Source organism: Phocaeicola faecium (genome assembly GCF_014837055.1).
In the GTDB taxonomy this organism is placed as follows: Bacteria; Bacteroidota; Bacteroidia; order Bacteroidales; family Bacteroidaceae; genus Phocaeicola; species Phocaeicola gallinarum.
Genome location: NZ_JACSPQ010000001.1, coordinates 36,676 through 54,450 on the forward strand (window position 1 = coordinate 36,676; position 17,775 = coordinate 54,450).

15 protein-coding genes are annotated in these 17,775 nt (G+C 46.9%); 13 read left to right on the forward strand and 2 right to left on the reverse strand.

The window, feature by feature from the left end; all coding sequences use genetic code 11:
* The first annotated feature begins 4 nt into the window (after positions 1-4).
* The 8 genes from H9626_RS00150 (at position 5) to H9626_RS00185 (ending at position 6,832) form a co-directional block, all read left to right on the forward strand.
* Complete coding sequence (locus H9626_RS00150; RefSeq protein ID WP_178255553.1) at positions 5-325, forward strand: DMT family transporter; 321 nt, start codon at positions 5-7, stop codon at positions 323-325.
* A gap of 94 nt (positions 326-419) precedes the next feature.
* Positions 420-692 (forward strand): ACT domain-containing protein, encoded by a 273-nt coding sequence (locus tag H9626_RS00155; protein WP_178255554.1) that lies wholly within the window; start codon positions 420-422, stop codon positions 690-692.
* 29 nt (positions 693-721) lie between these two features.
* Positions 722-2,086 carry a PFL family protein gene (locus H9626_RS00160; protein WP_191709182.1) on the forward strand — a complete coding sequence of 455 codons (1,365 nt, stop codon included), beginning with the start codon at positions 722-724 and terminating at the stop codon, positions 2,084-2,086.
* Positions 2,087-2,270: 184 nt separating this feature from the next.
* Positions 2,271-4,211, forward strand: a complete 1,941-nt coding sequence (thrS, locus tag H9626_RS00165) for a threonine--tRNA ligase (protein ID WP_178255556.1) — start codon at positions 2,271-2,273, stop codon at positions 4,209-4,211.
* A 104-nt stretch (positions 4,212-4,315) separates the two neighbouring features.
* A complete protein-coding gene (infC, locus tag H9626_RS00170; protein WP_191709183.1) occupies positions 4,316-4,897 on the forward strand; it encodes a translation initiation factor IF-3 in 582 nt (193 codons plus the stop codon).
* Positions 4,898-4,971: 74 nt separating this feature from the next.
* Positions 4,972-5,169 (forward strand): 50S ribosomal protein L35, encoded by a 198-nt coding sequence (gene rpmI, locus H9626_RS00175; RefSeq protein WP_178255558.1) that lies wholly within the window; start codon positions 4,972-4,974, stop codon positions 5,167-5,169.
* Positions 5,170-5,275: 106 nt separating this feature from the next.
* On the forward strand, positions 5,276-5,626 hold the full coding sequence (gene rplT, locus H9626_RS00180; protein WP_178255559.1) for a 50S ribosomal protein L20: 351 nt from the start codon (positions 5,276-5,278) through the stop codon (positions 5,624-5,626).
* Positions 5,627-6,067: 441 nt separating this feature from the next.
* The gene (locus tag H9626_RS00185) at positions 6,068-6,832 is read left to right on the forward strand and encodes an EFR1 family ferrodoxin (RefSeq protein ID WP_191709184.1); all 765 of its coding nucleotides are present in this window, start codon (positions 6,068-6,070) and stop codon (positions 6,830-6,832) included.
* Here the strand turns inward: H9626_RS00185 and H9626_RS00190 are convergent.
* Positions 6,810-8,084, reverse strand: a complete 1,275-nt coding sequence (locus tag H9626_RS00190; RefSeq protein ID WP_191709186.1) for a sensor histidine kinase — start codon at positions 8,082-8,084, stop codon at positions 6,810-6,812. The genes H9626_RS00185 and H9626_RS00190 overlap by 23 nt on opposite strands.
* Entirely contained in the window at positions 8,081-9,448 is a 1,368-nt protein-coding gene (locus H9626_RS00195) for a sigma-54-dependent transcriptional regulator (protein ID WP_191709187.1), read from the reverse strand. Before H9626_RS00195 ends, H9626_RS00190 begins: the two co-directional genes overlap by 4 nt.
* Positions 9,449-9,637: 189 nt before the next feature.
* Between H9626_RS00195 and H9626_RS00200 the strand changes: the two genes are divergently transcribed.
* Genes H9626_RS00200 through H9626_RS00220 form a run of 5 tightly spaced genes read left to right on the forward strand, consistent with a single transcriptional unit; the run spans position 9,638 to position 17,728 of the window.
* Positions 9,638-11,092 (forward strand): TolC family protein, encoded by a 1,455-nt coding sequence (locus H9626_RS00200; RefSeq protein WP_191709189.1) that lies wholly within the window; start codon positions 9,638-9,640, stop codon positions 11,090-11,092.
* 12 nt (positions 11,093-11,104) lie between these two features.
* A complete protein-coding gene (locus H9626_RS00205) occupies positions 11,105-12,355 on the forward strand; it encodes an efflux RND transporter periplasmic adaptor subunit (protein ID WP_191709190.1) in 1,251 nt (416 codons plus the stop codon).
* 39 nt (positions 12,356-12,394) lie between these two features.
* On the forward strand, positions 12,395-14,689 hold the full coding sequence (locus H9626_RS00210; RefSeq protein WP_191709191.1) for an ABC transporter permease: 2,295 nt from the start codon (positions 12,395-12,397) through the stop codon (positions 14,687-14,689).
* A 20-nt stretch (positions 14,690-14,709) separates the two neighbouring features.
* Positions 14,710-15,384, forward strand: coding sequence for an ABC transporter ATP-binding protein (locus H9626_RS00215; protein ID WP_178256845.1), 675 nt, complete (start codon positions 14,710-14,712; stop codon positions 15,382-15,384).
* Between the two features lie 4 nt (positions 15,385-15,388).
* On the forward strand, positions 15,389-17,728 hold the full coding sequence (locus tag H9626_RS00220; RefSeq protein WP_191709192.1) for an FtsX-like permease family protein: 2,340 nt from the start codon (positions 15,389-15,391) through the stop codon (positions 17,726-17,728).
* Positions 17,729-17,775 lie beyond the last annotated feature (47 nt).

The following is a 17,775-nucleotide window of genomic DNA, read 5'->3' on the forward strand; positions in this document are numbered from 1 at the left end:
TTTTATGAGTTGGATTATTTTGATTATTGCCGGATTATTCGAATCGGGGTTTGCCTTCTGTCTCGGTAAAATGAAAGGAGTAACCGGGATGGAATACTATCTGTGGGGAGCAGGATTCCTTCTTTGTCTGACTTTAAGTATGCTTCTGCTCGCAAAAGCGGTACATACGTTGCCTATCGGGACCGCATATCCCGTATGGACGGGGATTGGCGCGGTAGGAACCGTGATACTGGGCATTGTGTTCTTTCATGAACCGGCATCTTTTGCACGACTGTTCTTCATCTGTACGTTAATAGCTTCGGTTATAGGATTGAAAATGGTATAAACGGATAAAGAGCAGGAAGAATTTCATAACTGAAATCTGCCATTAAGAAAGATTTTTTTACCTTTGCGCGACAAATTAAAATAGAAATAAGAAAATGAATAGAACAATTATTACCGTAGTAGGCAAGGATACGGTAGGTATCATTGCTAAGGTTTGCACCTATTTGGCAGAAAATAAAGTAAATATTCTGGATATTTCACAAACCATTGTGCAGGGATATTTCAACATGATGATGATTGTCGACATGACTGCGATGGAGAAACCTTTCGAAGAAGTGGCTGGCGAGTTGACCGGACTGGGAAAGGAAATGGGAGTGCAGGTAAAATGTCAACGCGAAGAAATATTTAACAAGATGCACCGCATCTGATAATAACACAGGATAGATACACGGAAATTATGATAAATATATCAGAAGTTATCGAGACCAATAAAATGATAGAGCAGGAGAACCTCGACGTGCGTACCATCACGATGGGGATTAATCTGTTAGACTGTGCGGACAGCGATTTGAAAAAGCTCTGTCAGAATATTTATAATAAGATAACCGGGCTTGCCAAAGATTTGGTGAAGACGGGCGAAGAAATTTCAAAAGAATACGGTATCCCTATCGTAAACAAGCGTATTTCAATCACGCCGATAGCTTTGGTGGGAGGTACGGCATGTAAAACGCCGGATGATTATGTGGAAATAGCCCGCACGCTTGACCGTGCTGCTGCGGAATTGGGCGTAAACTTCATAGGTGGTTATTCGGCTATCGTTTCGAAGGGTATGAGCCGCAGTGACGAATTACTGATTCGTTCCATCCCGAAAGCAATGGCGTGTACGGAGCGCATTTGCAGTTCGGTAAATGTAGGCTCTACCAAAACCGGCATCAACATGGATGCGGTTCGCCTGATGGGAGACATTATTAAAGAAACAGCCGAGTTGACTAAAGATTGCGACTCGTTGGGTTGTGCAAAGCTGGTGGTATTGTGTAATGCGCCTGATGACAACCCGTTCATGGCAGGCGCATTTCATGGCGTATCCGAAGCCGATGCGATTATCAACGTAGGTGTAAGCGGACCGGGCGTGGTAAAATATGCACTTGAGCAAATCCGTGGAAAGAGTTTCGAGGTATTGTGCGAAACGATAAAACGTACAGCATTTAAAATCACCCGTGTAGGTCAGTTGGTGGCACAAGAAGCATCGCGCCGTCTGGGAGTACCGTTCGGAATCATTGACCTCTCTCTGGCTCCTACTCCGGCAGTAGGCGACAGTGTGGCAGAGATTCTTCAGGAAATCGGGTTGGAACATCCCGGTGCACCGGGTACCACGGCGGCATTGGCTTTGCTGAACGACCAAGTGAAGAAAGGCGGCGTTATGGCTTCATCGTACGTAGGCGGACTGAGCGGCGCATTCATCCCCGTGAGTGAAGATCAGGGCATGATTGATGCCGTAGAAGCAGGCGCGCTCACCATTGAGAAATTAGAAGCAATGACCTGCGTATGTTCCGTAGGCTTAGACATGATAGCCATCCCCGGCGATACATCGGCTGCCACGATAGCCGGCATTATAGCCGACGAATCAGCTATCGGCATGGTGAATCAGAAAACGACAGCTGTCCGTATCATCCCTGCCGTTGGCAAAGTGGCTGGCGACAAAGTGGAATTTGGCGGATTGTTGGGTTATGCTCCCGTAATGCCCGTCAACCGTTTTTGCTGTGAAGCGTTTGTAAACCGTGGCGGACGCATCCCGGCTCCGATACACAGCTTTAAAAACTGATTCTGAGAAGTGAGATAATATTCATATAAAACATGCTTTTATCCGGCAAGCCATTTTATTACGGTGGCTTGCCGGATTTTTTATTTCGTTTTCCGGCAATTTTAAAACTTTTTGGCTTATACTGTTTTATTCTGAGTTAAATTGTTTATTTTTGCGTCTCAATAAGATAACAAATAAAAAGACTATGATTAAGATAACTTTTCCTGATGGCTCCGTTCGCGAGTATAACGAAGGAGTTACCGGTCTGCAAATAGCAGAAAGCATCAGTTCACGCCTTGCTCAAGACGTTTTGGCTTGCGGCGTAAACGGTGAAACGATTGATTTGAATCGCCCTATCAACGAAGATGCAAACTTCGTTCTTTATAAATGGGAAGACGAACAAGGTAAACATGCTTTTTGGCATACCAGCGCCCACCTGCTTGCCGAGGCTTTGCAGGAACTTTATCCGGGCATCCAGTTCGGTATCGGTCCGGCTATCGAAAACGGATTTTATTACGATGTAGATCCGGGAGAGGCTGTAATTAAAGAAGGTGACCTGCCTGCCATTGAAAAGAAAATGGCGGAACTGGCTGCCAAAAAGGAGTCGCTCGTGCGTGAAAGCATTTCGAAAGATGATGCACTGAAAATGTTTGGCGAGCGTGGAGAAACCTATAAATGTGAATTGATTTCCGAACTGGAAGACGGTCATATAACTACCTATACGCAGGGAGCGTTTACCGACTTGTGCCGCGGACCGCACTTGCTTTCTACTGCACCCATCAAGGCTATCAAACTGCTGTCGGTAGCCGGTGCGTACTGGAGAGGACACGAAGATCGCAAGCAGATGACCCGTATCTACGGTATCACTTTCCCGAAGAAAAAGATGCTGGACGAATACTTGGTTATGCTGGAAGAGGCAAAGAAACGTGACCATCGTAAGATTGGTAAGGAAATGGACTTGTTTATGTTCTCAGACACAGTAGGAAAGGGATTGCCGATGTGGTTGCCTAAAGGTACTGCGTTGCGTATCCGTCTGCAAGACTTTTTGCGCCGCATCCAAGCTCGTTACGATTATCAGGAGGTAATGTGTCCGCCTATCGGTAACAAGTTGCTGTATGTAACTTCCGGTCACTATGCGAAGTATGGAAAAGATTCATTCCAACCCATTCATACTCCCGAAGAAGGCGAAGAATATTTCTTGAAACCGATGAACTGTCCGCACCACTGTATGATTTACAAGAATTCTCCGCGCTCTTACCGCGACCTGCCTTTGCGTATCGCTGAATTCGGAACGGTATGTCGTTACGAACAGAGCGGTGAGCTTCACGGACTGACTCGTGTACGTAGCTTTACGCAAGATGACGCCCATATCTTCTGTCGTCCCGACCAAGTAAAAGACGAATTCCTCCGCGTGATGGATATCATTTCCATCGTGTTCCGTGCGATGGGATTGGAAAACTTTGAAGCACAGATTTCACTGCGCGACAAAGTGAATCGCGAGAAATACATTGGTAGCGATGAAAACTGGGAAAAAGCAGAACAGGCCATCGTTGAGGCATGTGAGGAAAAAGGACTGAAAGCAAAAGTGGAATACGGTGAAGCTGCTTTCTATGGTCCGAAATTGGACTTTATGGTAAAAGATGCCATTGGTCGCCGCTGGCAGTTGGGTACGATTCAGGTAGATTACAACCTGCCCGAACGTTTCGAACTGGAATACATGGGCTCTGATAACAAGAAACATCGTCCGGTAATGGTTCACCGTGCGCCGTTCGGCTCAATGGAACGCTTCGTAGCCGTGTTAATCGAGCATACGGCTGGTAAATTCCCCTTGTGGCTGACTCCTGACCAAGTAGCGATTCTGCCGATATCAGAGAAGTTCAACGATTATGCTGACCAAGTACGCTTGGAGTTGCGTAAATACGATATCCGCGCCATCGTAGACGACCGTAATGAAAAAATCGGTCGCAAGATACGCGATAACGAAATGAAGCACATCCCTTACATGCTGATTGTAGGTGAAAAAGAGGCTGAAAACGGTGAAGTTTCGGTACGTAAACAGGGCGAAGGGGACAAAGGCAGCATGAAAATCGAAGATTTCGCAAAAAATATTGCGGAAGAAGTTCATAATATGACAAATAAATGGTAACTTTGCCGCCGTTTGCTGAAGTCTGTTAATCGGATTTCAGCAAACGGATTAAAATAACAATAATTTATAACTCTAAAACACAAACTTAGGAAGAAAAATTTTTGATGAAGAATGACAGTTTAAAAGGGCAGCACAGAATCAATGAACAGATTCGCGCCAAAGAAGTCCGTATTGTTGGAGATAATATAGAATCGGCTGTATTCCCAATAGCCCAAGCATTAAAGATGGCTGAGGAACATGAAGCTGACTTAGTTGAAATTTCACCCAACGCTGTTCCTCCGGTTTGTAGAATTATAGATTATTCTAAATTCCTTTACCAGTTGAAAAAACGTGCGAAGGAACAGAAAGCCAAGCAAGTAAAAGTAAACGTAAAGGAAATCCGCTTTGGTCCGCAAACCGATGAACATGATTATAACTTTAAGTTGAAACATGCCATTGGCTTCCTGCAGGATGGTGATAAAGTGAAGGCATACGTGTTTTTCAAAGGACGTTCCATTCTGTTTAAAGAACAAGGTGAAGTACTGTTGCTTCGATTTGCCAATGATTTGGAAGAATATGCGAAAGTAGAGCAAATGCCGATTTTGGAAGGTAAACGAATGACTATTTCGTTAGCTCCTAAAAAACCGGGTTCACCTAAGAAAGCAGCTCCCAAACAAGAGGCTCCGAAAGCGGAAACAAAAGAGTAAACAAGAAAGGTGCGTAACGCGCCGGTATAGTGCGTTGCCACTGTTTGAATACTAATAATTAAAAATTTAACAAGATGCCAAAGACTAAGACTAACTCCGGTTCTAAAAAAAGATTCACTCTTACCGGAACGGGTAAAATCAAAAGAAAGCACGCTTTTCATAGTCATATCCTGACTAAGAAAACTAAGAAGCAAAAGAGAAACCTTTGCCACAGCACGTTGGTTCACAGCGCTAACTTGACTCAGGTTAAAGAACTTTTGTGCATGAAGTAATCGTGCGAAAAGCGTAAAAGTATCATTTAAATTATTAACCGAATGTATTAGCTTCAAGTCCGGGTGAGAAATATCGGCGCTATCATTCAAAAAAGAATTAAAAACTATGCCAAGATCAGTAAATCACGTTGCTTCAAGAGCAAGAAGAAAGAAAATTTTGAAATTAACCAGAGGTTACTTTGGTGCAAGAAAGAATGTTTGGACGGTTGCCAAAAATACTTGGGAAAAAGGTCTGACTTATGCGTACCGTGACCGCAAGAATAAAAAACGTAATTTCCGCGCATTGTGGATTCAACGTATTAATGCGGCTGCTCGTTTGGAAGGCATGTCATACTCTAAATTGATGGGTGCATTGCATAAAGCAGGCATCGAAATCAACCGTAAAGTGTTGGCAGACCTTGCAATGAATCACCCCGAAGCATTCAAGGCTGTTGTTGACAAAGTAAAGACGGCTTGATTGTGAGATAGCTTATCTCAATCAGGAAATTATAATTAGGCACAGATTTTACAAATTCACGGCAAATTTATGTGTCAGTCGTGAAAATTTAGTGAAATCTGTGCCTAAAACTTTTTCAGAGGGTCTCTTTTTCTCCGTTTTGTTTTGTACTCTCAAATATTAGTTGTACATTTGTAATACAAAAATGAAGCCGTACTTGCAGAATCGGGAAACTCATCAAACTAATAAGAAATACCGAGACACGCTTCATCTTCCAATGGCGGGCCACGCCTTCGGGTAGCATTTATGCCGGTGGATTACAAAGGAGGAGAGCACTCAAAACCTGTCATTCGGAGTTTCGTCACGCCTCGGGTACGGCTTCTCCTTTTTATAAGAGGCGAAGAATCTTGGGTAGTAGGTCAAGGTTCTTCGCTTTTTTATTGATAGTTTAATTCATACGTTATGATTTTATATTTCTCCGGAACAGGCAATTCACGTAAGGTTGCAGAATTTCTTGGCAGGTTACTTGGCGAACGGGTGCTCCCGATAATGGAACTTATTAATGAAGGGACAAAAACACTTCAGCTTCAGGAAAAGGAGTCGTTAGGCTTTGTTTTTCCGGTGTATTCGTGGGGGCCTCCAACTGTGGTACTGAAAGCGTTAGAGCGATTGCGTGTATCACGACCGTCTGATTACGTGTACTTTATCTGTACTTGTGGCGACGATACGGGAAAGACAGCCGATATATTCCGGAGAGCAGTAGAGAAAAAAGGCTGGAAGTATGGAGCCGGTTTCTCGGTTGTGATGCCGAACACGTATGTTTGTCTTCCGGGTTTTGATGTGGATTCAAATGATCTTGCGGATATAAAGTTAGAGAATATGGAAGGCAGGTTGGAGGTCATTGCCTTATGTGTCAAGGCTCGTAAGCGTATGACTGACTGCCATGAAGGAGCGTTGCCTCGCTTAAAATCCTATTTCATTCGTCCGTTGTTTAATCGTTATCTTACTTCGCCGAAAGCGTTTCGTGCGTCTGATGCTTGTATTTCGTGCGGGAAGTGTGCACAGGTATGTCCCATGCATAATATTCGTTTGGCAGATGGACATCCGGTGTGGGGAATGGATTGTGCGATGTGTCTGGCATGTTATCATTACTGTCCGAAACATGCCGTGGAATATGGCTGCATGACGAAAGGAAAGGGACAATTTACATTGGAAAAGAAAGCGTAAAACAACTTCCTTTATCGGGATGGGATTGCACGGTTATTTGTCCGCCGTGGAGCATGATAATCTGTTTGCAAAGTGCCAGTCCGATACCTGACCCGCCAGGTTTGGTGGTGAAAAACGGAACAAAAATCCTTTCGGTTACTTCGGGCAGCATTCCTTCGCCGTTATCGCTTACTTGGAAACGCCACATTCCGTCGGATGCGGAGGCAGTGATGCCGATATGTGCATGATCGGTGTTCCGGCAGGCTTCCAACGCATTTTTAATCAGGTTGATAAAGACTTGTTCCATTTGTCCTCGGTCGGCTCTCCAGTGAGGGAGACCGCTGGGAGTTTCAAACGACACGAAAGGTTTATCGGCAAAGAGTTGCTTGAGGTCGTTAAAAAAGTCGCATACCTCAATGTCTGTTTTGGCAGGCTGCGCGATGCGGGTCAGCTTCCGATAATTTTCCACAAATTCCAATAATCCTTTGCTTCTTCGGCGGATAACCTGAAGTCCTTGCTGTATATGTGTGCGGGTACGTTCATCGGGCGATGCCGTCATGCTCCGTTCGCTTAGCGTGTCTGCCAGTGAGATGATGGGGGTAATAGAGTTCATGATTTCGTGCGTCAGTACCCGGATAAGTTTCTGCCATGCTTCCATTTCTGTATGTTCCAGTGCACTATGGATGTTCTTCAGGCTGACCAGATAATAGGTTTTTCCTTTCTGTTGGATGCGTGTTGCCGATACAGACAGTTCGGTAGGGATGGAGCGGTGAGGCAGACGGGCTACTGCTTGGTGATTCTTCAGCGCAGTGATAATCTCTTCGGGCAGGATGCCACAGTTGTCCAGCATCTGTTGAGCCGCTTTGTTCATCCATTCCGTTCGTCCGTCCGCATAACATACTACTACCGCCGTGTCTACTTGGTTCAGCAGGTTTTCATAATACAGATGCTTGGTTTCCACTTCGTTCAGGTGCGTACGTATTCCTTTCAGTGTGGCAGAGAGAGCATCGGCAAGTTGCGTCATCTTCCTGTCGCTAAAAGGAGAGCAAGCCAATTGCGAGAAATCATTGCTGTTCATACAGTCTACTATCCGTTGCATCATTTGTGTCTGTCGTGTCTGTATCCGGTAGAGGCTGATGCAGATGCCTGTTACTACCGCGAAGGAAGCGGCTGCGCAAAACCACAAATGATTCATGGTAGTCCACACACTTGCTGTGACAAAAAGAAGCAATCCGACCACGTGGAATATCAGCGAACATACGTAACTTTTCATAATCCTAATTTTTCGATTTTCCGGTAAAGAGCAAAGCGGGTGATGCCCAGCAGTTCTGCCGCGCGGGTCATGTTTCCCCCGCTGGAGCGCATAGCCTTTTCTACTGCCTTCCGTTCCAGTTTTTCCAGATTCAGTTCTTCATCGTTACTTTCACGATGCTCGTTTCCGGCAGTGGGGAAGGGGAAGTCCGCCGGACGCAGCAGCGTATTGTCGCTAAGGATTACCGCCCTTTCTATGGTATGTTGCAGTTCGCGCACGTTACCCGGCCAGTTATATTTCAGCAACTTGTTCTTTGCCTCGCGTGTCAGTCCTTTCACCTCTTTGTGGTACTTCCGGTTATATCCGGTCAGGAAATGTTCTGCCAGCAAGAGGATATCCTCCCCGCGTTCCCTCAGTGGCGGGATGCGCAGTTCGATGGTGTTGATGCGGTACAACAGGTCTTGACGGAAACTACCGTCTGCCACCCGTTGGTGTAGGTTGGCATTGGTGGCACAGATCAGTCGCACATCTATTTCGATGGGTTCTACTGCTCCTAATCTGAGAATCCGGTGTTTTTCGATGGCAGTCAGCAGTTTTGCCTGCATCGGTAGCGAGAGGTTACCGATTTCATCAAGGAACAGCGTGCCGCCCGAAGCGATTTCCATTCTCCCCGGTTTGGCTTTTCGTGCATCGGTGAACGCCCCTTTCTCATAACCGAAAAGTTCACTTTCAAAGAGTTGTTCGGGAATGCTCCCCAAGTCGATGGTAACAAATGCAGCTTCCTGTCGGGGAGAAAAATGCTTCAGCATACGTGCCACGAGGTCTTTTCCTGTACCGTTCTCGCCCAAGATAAGGATATTGGCATCTGTGTCCGAGAGTTTGAATATAGTTTCTTTCACTTTCTGCATGGCGGGCGAATTGCCGATGAGTTCGGGCAGTTCATCATCGGTTTTCAGGGCGAGCATCTGTGCTTGCAGTTTTCCCACCTCCTTGCGTGAGCGGCTGAGTTTCAGTGCCGAGGAGAGCGTGGCGAGTAACTTCTCTTTTTCCCACGGTTTCGAAACAAAGTCGGTAGCCCCTTCTTTGATGGCACGTACCGCTTTGTCGGTATCGGCATAGGCGGTCATGAATATCACTACCGCCTGCGGGTCGATTTGCAGAATCTGTTCCAAGCAGTCGAATCCCTCCTGACCGCTGATGGCATCGCGCCGGAAATTCATATCGAGCAGGATTACATCGGGTTTGAAGGTCGTCATGAAGTGCGCGATGCGTGCCGGCTGCGTGGTTACTTTCACCTTTTCCATATACGGTTCCAGCAGCAGGTTGAGAGCGAAAAGCACGTCCTCGTTATCGTCTATAATCAGTATTTTTCCTTTTTCTTCCATGTATGGTGGGTTGTGATGTACAAAGATAATGATTTTCAAGATGTGTTGTATGTGCGTTTCCGCACGAAAAATGTGTGATTCCGCACGCTGAAAGCTCCCTCTATTTCTTATTATTTACCTGATTGTTAGCGTTCTGATTGTGTGGCACGACTTTTGATTTGCTGTATCCGTATGATTGCGAAACGAGATATGAAACGATTGTTGTTTACGATATGCGGACTACTTTTCTTATGGGGTGAGGCGGATGCCCGGCGGCTGACGTTGGTTGATGCCATCCGTATGGCGCAGGCTTATTCGCCGGAAGCGCAGGCGGCGGAGCATACTTATCGGGCGGCTTACTGGAGTTACCGCTCTTTTCGTGCCAACTATCTGCCGGAGGTGAATCTGGTGTCGTCTCCCTACCTGAATCGTCAGATTAACCGGGTGACGCAGCCCGATGGTACGGAGCAGTTTATCCGGCAAAACCAGTTGATTACGGATGTGGGTTTGCAAATTAGTCAGAACGTCTGGTTTACGGGCGGTAATTTGTTTGTGCAGACTTCTACGCAGCGGATGGATGAGCTGGGTAGCAACCTGACATCGTATAACTCACTGCCGGTTACGGTTGGTTATCAGCAGTCGCTATTCGGTTATAACTCGCTGAAATGGGACCGCCGCATTGAACCGGTGCGTTTCCGCGAGGCGAAGAAAACTTATGCCGAAACGCTTGAACTGATTGCTTCGAAGACTTGCGAACTGTTTTTCGCTCTTGCCACGGCGCAGGCGAATCTGGATATTGCCCGTTCGAATTATGCTTCGGCAGATACGCTTTATCGTTATGCGCGCGGTCGGTATAACATCGGCAGTATTACCGAAAACGAGATGTTGCAGTTGGAAGTGAACCGGCTGAACGAGGAGACGAACATGATGAAGGCGCGTATAGAGGTGGAAGACGCCATGCTCACGTTCCGTTCGTTTTTGGGCATCCGTGAGGAAACGGAGATAGAAGTCATGGAGGGCGACAGCGTACCGCAGTTTGAAGTTCCGCTGGGCGAGGCGCTGGAGCAGGCGTACCGCAATAGTCCCGATCCGGATACGTATCGGAGGCTGAAGTTGGAGAGCCGGAGCGCGCTGGCGCAGGCACGGGCAAGCCGGGGACTGAAAGCCGACTTGTATTTACAGTTCGGATTGTCGCAGACTGCCGACCGATTGAAAGATTCGTGGCGCGATCCGCTTGACCAGCAATACGTAAGTCTGTCGCTGGTAGTTCCCATCCTCGACTGGGGACGTGGAAGGGGCAAGGTGCGCGTGGCGAAATCGAATGTGGCGTTGGTTGAGACGCAGACGGAGCAGGGCATGAACGATTTCGAGCTGAATGTAAGGAAGATGGTGCGGCAGTTCAACCTTCAGGCGCGTCAGGTGGAAGTGGCGGCACGTACCGACGAAACGGCACGCCGACGCTACGAGGTGGCACTCCGCCTGTATCTGATGGGGAAATCTACCGTGCTCGATCTCAATGCAGCCATCAGCGAGAAAGACACGGCGCGGCGTAACCGCATTGAGGCGATGAAAACCTATTGGACGCTTTACTACGGTTTGCGCAGCATGACGCAATACGATTTTGAACGCGGTTGTCCGATTACCGACAATCTGCCGGAGATATAAAAGAACAGAACGATGGATATAAAACTGGAAAAGAAAGCATGGTATGTACGTTACCGCTATCGTTTGGCGGCGGCGGTTATCGTAACAGGCGTACTGATTTATGTATCGGTGCTTGCCTCCGGTCCGCAGCGGTTACGGGTCGACTCCGAATCGGTACAGATGGCGGAAGTGAAAAACGAGGATTTCTTGGAATACGTGGATGTGGAGGGAGTGGTACACCCCATCCTTACCCTCATGGTCAATGTGCGCGAGAGCGGCAACGTGGAGCGCATCGTGGCGGAGGAGGGTAGTCTGATGAAGCAAGGCGACACCATTCTTACGCTGACCAACCCCGACTTGATGCGCGATTTGGAAGACCAGCGAGACGAATGGGAGAAGCAGTGTTTCACGTATGAGGAGAAAGCCATCGAGATGGAGCAGAAAACCCTTACCCTCAAGCAGCAGACTCTTGAGGCGGAATACGAACTGAACAAAATACGTAAGAGCTTTGCGCTGGAGGAAGAGGAATACAAGATGGGGATTCGGAGTAAAGCGCAGTTAGAGGTATCAGCCGATGAGTATCGCTATAAGACGGAATCGACACGCCTCAAGCTGCAAAGCCTGAAAAGCGATTCGGCTATGACGGTAATCCGGCGCGAATTGCTGCTTAACGACCGCGAGCGCGAGCGCAGAAAATGGGAGCGCTCGTTGCAGCGGACACAAGATTTGGTGGTGCGCGCTCCCGCCGACGGGCAGTTGAGCTTCGTGAAGGTCACCTCCGGACAGCAGGTAGCCTCCGGCGAAAACATAGCCGAGATAAAAGTGCTGAGCCAGTTTAAGATACACGCTTCGCTGAGCGAGTATTACATCGACCGCGTAACCACGGGGCTGCCTGCCTCGGTGGTTTATCAGGGCAAGCGTTTCCCGCTCCGCGTGAGCAAGGTAGTGCCCGAAGTGAGAGAACGCACCTTCGATGTCGATTTGGTATTTACCGGCGAGATGCCCGATAACGTCCGCCTCGGCAAGAGCTTCCGGGTACAGATAGAATTGGGGCAACCCGAACAGACAGTGGTGATTCCGCGCGGAAATTTTTACCAGCAGACGGGCGGCAACTGGATATTCCGGCTCAATGCCGACCGTACACGTGCAGTGAAAGTCCCCATCGAAATCAGTCGGCAGAACCCACGCCAGTATGAAATAACCGAAGGATTGCAGCCCGGAGATTGGGTAATTACTTCAGGATATGATAACTTTGGGGACGCCGAAGAGTTGCTGTTGCGGTAAAGAGTAAGAAGTTGGTAATTAGTGAATTTAAAGTATGGTATGATAGGGCATTATCTGAAAGTGGCTTTGCGCAATTTGTTGAAATACAAGGTGCAGAATATAGTATCGGCTCTGTGTCTGGCGATAGGAATTGTGGTATTCAGTATGGTATATCTGTTTGTTGACCGTTTTGCGGATGCGTATAGCAGATTGCCGGATCCCGAACGGCGTGTTCTTATCAGGGCATACGGTGAAGAAGCGGAACGTGACATACCGTTTTATCTGTCGGCTGTAAACGAGTTGGTTTCTCGCACAGAAGGAGCGTTGGACTCGGTATCTGTCCATTCGGCTACGTTACGTATGGATGTGGATGTAATAGGGAAAGACGGTCGTAACCTGCCATATATTGTACAGTATATGGTAACGAACAGTTGCTTTTTCAGCTATTTCAACCTGCCGTTACTTTATGGTAATTACGTGCCGACCTTACCGAACGAAATAATCATATCGTCTGACTTTGCAGGAAAAATAGCTAAAAACAGCAGTCCTGTCGGTATGGTGGTACGTCTTAACTCATTGAAATCGGGAAACGGAATAAGAGATTATCGGATAGTAAATGTGGCAGACGTATCCAAAGATGGGTTAGAACTAAACGCTGATTGTTATTTCCCGCTTGAGGTGTTTCCCTATGCGCGAACGTTGGTATACGCACTCATTCCGGAGGGGCAGACATTGAACAGAGTAAACAAGGCGTTAAGTGATATCGGTTGGAATGATGGAGAGCAAAAAATATCGGTTGAGGCTTCTCCGGTGAGCGGACAGACAGGCACGTTGCTTGCTAAATATTTGGTTCTTATTCTTGCTTCCCTGATTCTGGTATCGGGACTGATTAATTTTCTGAAATTCACATTTCAGATGTTCTATGCCCGTCAGCATGAGCTGGCTTTGCGCAAAAGTTTGGGTTCGGATATGAAAGGAGTCTTTGGGTTACTTTCTACGGAGGTGTTTTGTATGCTGTCTTTTGCATTCCTGCTATCGCTGGTATTACTGGAAAGTATGCTGCCTTTAGCTTACCGTTATTTGCCTGAAGAAACTACCGACTGGTTTATCGCGAAAGATTGTTACCTGACGCAAGCTGCACTTTATCTGATGGTTCTGTTGGTCTGTTTATGTATTGTTATCTATCCGGTGTGGCGCGTACGCGGAATCAATCTTATGAACCGAATCCGGACAAACGGACAAAAACATAGCTTCCGCGCCGTAATGATTTGCATTCAACTGTTTGTTTCAATGGGCTTTTTAGGTGCGGTAATTATCATTCATCTGTCATACGGTGAGTTGCGAGGCAGATTGTATTACCCCGAAAAGGTAGAAGAAAACAGAATTGTCTCGATAGATATGAATACGGATGCCATTCGGAAGAACTGGGACGTAATACATTCAGAGATTAACAGCATGGCAGAAATAGAAGGGCAAACTTTTGTCAATGAAGAATCCAACAATGGCTTGCTATCCTATCAGTTTACTACTTTCTTAAAACATGATAGTGCGGAAGTCAATCTTAAAGTAATGACCGGAAATCCCGACTATTTCCGTTTCTTTCACATTCCGTTGCGGGGAAAAATATTAGAGGCAGAGATGGAAGGGGTTGTTTATATAAGCCAAAGTTTTGCCGACTTGCTTCGCCATGAAAATGCAGAAGGAATGGTTAAGTTGGGCAATCGTACTTATCAGATAGCCGGGGTATATGAAGACTTGTATCGGAATATGACGGGTAACGATGAATTTGCCGGTTCTGTGTTTTTCCCTACGAGAGACTTCAAGGTATGGTTACTGAAAGTTGCTTCCGGAAAAGATGTAGATGAAGTGATGAAAAAGATTAAGGCGGTTTGTCGGAAATATGTTCCCGATACATTGCCTTTGGATGTATATAAATATGGGAAACGGACTGTGTACTCATCAATGCAAATACTGGAAACTATGATGTGGATATTGGCAGCGGTCAGTTTGTTACTGGTAGTCCTCAGTGTTTATTCCTCCATATCAATGGATAGCGTGGCTCGTCAGAAAGAGGTGGCTATCAGAAAGATAAACGGAGCTTCGCGTAAAGATATTGTTATGCTGTTTGCTCGGTCGTATATAACAATGTTTCTTCTTATGTTTTTGTTTGTTTATCCGATACTGAGACTGGCAATGATTAATGCGTTAGAGGGTTCTTCGCTGAAATCTGTTTATGGTTGGGAATGGGGCATCATTCTATTTGTTGTCATGGCACTGCTGATAACATTGGCAGTAGGATGGCAGATAATAAAACTGATGAAGGTAAATCCGGCGCAGGCGATAAAGAAAGAATAAATAATTAAACTGATAATATGATGATTAAAACAACAAATTTACAGAAAGTATTCCGCACGGATGAGGTGGAAACTTGGGCGTTGAATAATGTAAGCATTGAAGTGAAAGAGGGAGAGTTCGTGGCCATAATGGGACCTTCGGGATGCGGTAAGTCGACACTGCTGAATATCCTCGGCTTGTTAGACAATCCTACCGGCGGTGAGTATTACCTGAATGGCGTGGAAGTTTCGAAATACACCGAAGCACAGCGCACTTCGCTCCGCAAGGGCATTATCGGCTTTGTCTTTCAGAGCTTCAACCTTATTGACGAACTGAATGTGTATGAAAACATAGAACTGCCGCTGCTTTATATGGGTGTGTCTGCTTCGGAGCGCAAACGGAGGGTAGAGGAAGCGATGAACCGCATGTCGATAGTACATCGTGCGAAGCATTTCCCACAACAGCTTTCGGGCGGACAACAGCAGCGTGTGGCGATAGCGCGTGCCGTAGTGACAAATCCGAGACTGATTCTTGCCGATGAGCCGACGGGTAACCTCGACTCGAAGAACGGTAAGGAGGTGATGGCGTTGCTCACCGAACTGAATAAGGAGGGAACTACCATCGTGATGGTTACTCACTCGCAGCACGATGCGGGGTACGCCGATCGAATCATCAACCTGTTTGACGGACAAGTAGTAACGGAAATAACCATGTAAACTTATGTCATTCTATCATTTATTACGTTTGATAATACGCGGCTGGTGGCACGACAGACTGTTTACCGTGGTTTCGTGGGGCAGTCTGGTTATCGGTATCCTGTGTGCGTCATTGCTCGGAACTTTTGTGTTGCATGAGTATAACATCCATGCCGATATACCCGACGGAAATCGTATTTTGCGCCTTACCCAATCTGTTTCGATGGGAAAGAAGGCGGAATCATCTTTTATTTACGGACCGGATGTGCCGCGGATTGTTGCCGCGTTTCCGGAAATAGAAACCGCTCTGCGCACGAGGGTAAGAGACAATATACAGGCTGTTTACCGGAATGAAAGTCTCCCGATAGGCAAATTCATGCAGGCCGATTCTACTTTTCTGATGTTTTTTTCTTTAGAAACCGTTGCAGGCAATCTGCATGAGACGCTGATACGTACCGATGCTTTGGCTTTGGAAGAAGCCACGGCAGTCCGGATATTCGGCTCAACTGATTGCGTAGGAGAGGTATTGAAGATAACGGCAGACGGAAATGCCTCTTTGATGGTGGTTGGTGCGGTGTTCCGCAACCCGTATCGGGGGATGCTGCCGGTCAATGTGTTGAGCGGATTTGCAGATGCGTCTTTCGGCGAATCCTGTTTCATCAAGCTCCGTGAGGGGACAGATGTGGCTGCGTTCCGCCGCAAGTTTTCTGAAACTTCTCTCCCTACGGTGTTGGGTGAGGGACATTTGGGTACGCTGACTTTGCAGGAATCTTATTTTGATACCGATTTGCAGGATTTCGTATTGCTTCACCGCTCGTCCGTTGTGCTTGCTATGGGAGGAATCATCGCCTTGCTTGTGCTGTTGGTAGCTTGTTTCAACTACATCAATTTGGGACTTGCCCGCTTGCTGAGGCAGGTTCACACCCTCCATATTGAAGTATTTGCCGGAGCGTCGAGGAAAGACATTTACAGACGCTTGTTTTGGGATACTTGTCTGTTGATTGGCTTTGCTTTTCTCTGTGCGTTCCTGCTGATGAACGATGTGTTACCTCTGTTTAACCGGTTAATGGCAGCCCACCTGACGATGGAATACCTGCTTTCTGCCCGTGTGTTGCCGTGGCTGCTGTCAGGCGGTGTGATATTTGCCGTTGTTCCGTCAGTTTATATCAGTGGCAGATTACAGTCGCTTACCGAAAGCGATTACCGCTTGTTCTATCGGGGAAAGATGCGCAGGCTGATGGTATCGTGCTTCCAAGTGGGACAACTTGTGGTTACGATGGCTTTGCTGTCTGTTTTCTTTATTATCCATAACCAACTGGATTTGGTGGAGAAAGACAATAAGCGGTTTGAGAATGTCATTGACGTGTTTGCCGAAAAAAGTTGGGGAGCGCCTGTTTCTTCATGGATGGACAAAGTAAGCGCCTGTCAGGAGGTAGAGGCTGTAACCTTGTCGGAAACCGGTCTGTTTGAGGAGTCGATGGCTGTGGTAGGAGAGTCTGGTAAGCCGGAAGATCTGGTTTGGATGGATATAGTAAGAGGTTCTAAAAGCCTGTTGGACTTTTACCGGATGGAGCTTGTTGACTCTGCTGAGACAGCCCGATTGCTCCCTACCGTTCCGCATCCGGTGATTGTCAATGAAACATTCATAAAACAGTTTGTTCCGGAATCAGACAATCCGGTAGGCAAGTCTGTTTCCCACTATATTCCCGATGACTCCGATATGGAAGGGAAAACCATCGTAGGCGTGATTCGTGATTTCCGCAAGCGTTCGCTCGGAGAATCGGTATGGCCTTTGCTGATGCAGGTAGAGGATGTGGCGGGCAGCGATTACCAGACGCTTTCCATCCGCGTAAAAGAAGGAGAGAAAGCCCGATTCCTGAAACGCTTGGAGCAGATTTGGACGGAAAGCTATCCGGAACAGCCTTTCTTGTATATGGATATCGGCATGATTCTGAAAGAGACCAATAAGGATGTGTTTATGCTGTCCGATATGCTGACTTTCTATGTCATAGTCAGCCTGCTGATGACCTTTTTCGGATTATATAGTTTGGTGCGTTACACCATACGTCTGCGTTTGCGCGAGATAGCGTTACGCAAAATTCATGGGGCTACATCCGGACATCTGCTTAAACTTTTACTGCGCCCCTATCTTATCTGTCTGGTAGCGGCATTCGTAATAACGGTTCCTAGCGTATATGCCTTTATGTTGTCTTGGCTGGAACAATTCGCATACAGCGTGCCTATCTCGGCGATGGACTTTGTATTGCCCTTGTTGGTTACGTCAGGCATTACCCTGCTGACTGTTGTGGAAAATGTGTATAAAGCGGTGAAAATGAATCCGTCAGAGGTCATTAAGATAGAATAGGGGATAATGCCTTGCCGATTGCTGCGGAAACCCGTAGGCAAGCCTTT

Bases quoted from the DNA above. Each gene is read 5' to 3' on its own strand.
- infC (WP_191709183.1), top strand. From the start codon at position 4,316: ATGAAGAATGACAGTTTAAAAGGGCAGCACAGAATCAATGAACAGATT.
- H9626_RS00205 (WP_191709190.1), top strand. From the start codon at position 11,105: ATGGATATAAAACTGGAAAAGAAAGCATGGTATGTACGTTACCGCTAT.
- H9626_RS00150 (WP_178255553.1), top strand. From the start codon at position 5: ATGAGTTGGATTATTTTGATTATTGCCGGATTATTCGAATCGGGGTTT.
- H9626_RS00200 (WP_191709189.1), top strand. From the start codon at position 9,638: ATGAAACGATTGTTGTTTACGATATGCGGACTACTTTTCTTATGGGGT.
- H9626_RS00185 (WP_191709184.1), top strand. From the start codon at position 6,068: ATGATTTTATATTTCTCCGGAACAGGCAATTCACGTAAGGTTGCAGAA.
- thrS (WP_178255556.1), top strand. From the start codon at position 2,271: ATGATTAAGATAACTTTTCCTGATGGCTCCGTTCGCGAGTATAACGAA.
- H9626_RS00215 (WP_178256845.1), top strand. From the start codon at position 14,710: ATGATTAAAACAACAAATTTACAGAAAGTATTCCGCACGGATGAGGTG.
- H9626_RS00210 (WP_191709191.1), top strand. From the start codon at position 12,395: ATGATAGGGCATTATCTGAAAGTGGCTTTGCGCAATTTGTTGAAATAC.
- rpmI (WP_178255558.1), top strand. From the start codon at position 4,972: ATGCCAAAGACTAAGACTAACTCCGGTTCTAAAAAAAGATTCACTCTT.
- rplT (WP_178255559.1), top strand. From the start codon at position 5,276: ATGCCAAGATCAGTAAATCACGTTGCTTCAAGAGCAAGAAGAAAGAAA.
- H9626_RS00220 (WP_191709192.1), top strand. From the start codon at position 15,389: ATGTCATTCTATCATTTATTACGTTTGATAATACGCGGCTGGTGGCAC.
- H9626_RS00190 (WP_191709186.1), bottom strand. From the start codon at position 8,084: ATGAAAAGTTACGTATGTTCGCTGATATTCCACGTGGTCGGATTGCTT.
- H9626_RS00155 (WP_178255554.1), top strand. From the start codon at position 420: ATGAATAGAACAATTATTACCGTAGTAGGCAAGGATACGGTAGGTATC.
- H9626_RS00195 (WP_191709187.1), bottom strand. From the start codon at position 9,448: ATGGAAGAAAAAGGAAAAATACTGATTATAGACGATAACGAGGACGTG.
- H9626_RS00160 (WP_191709182.1), top strand. From the start codon at position 722: ATGATAAATATATCAGAAGTTATCGAGACCAATAAAATGATAGAGCAG.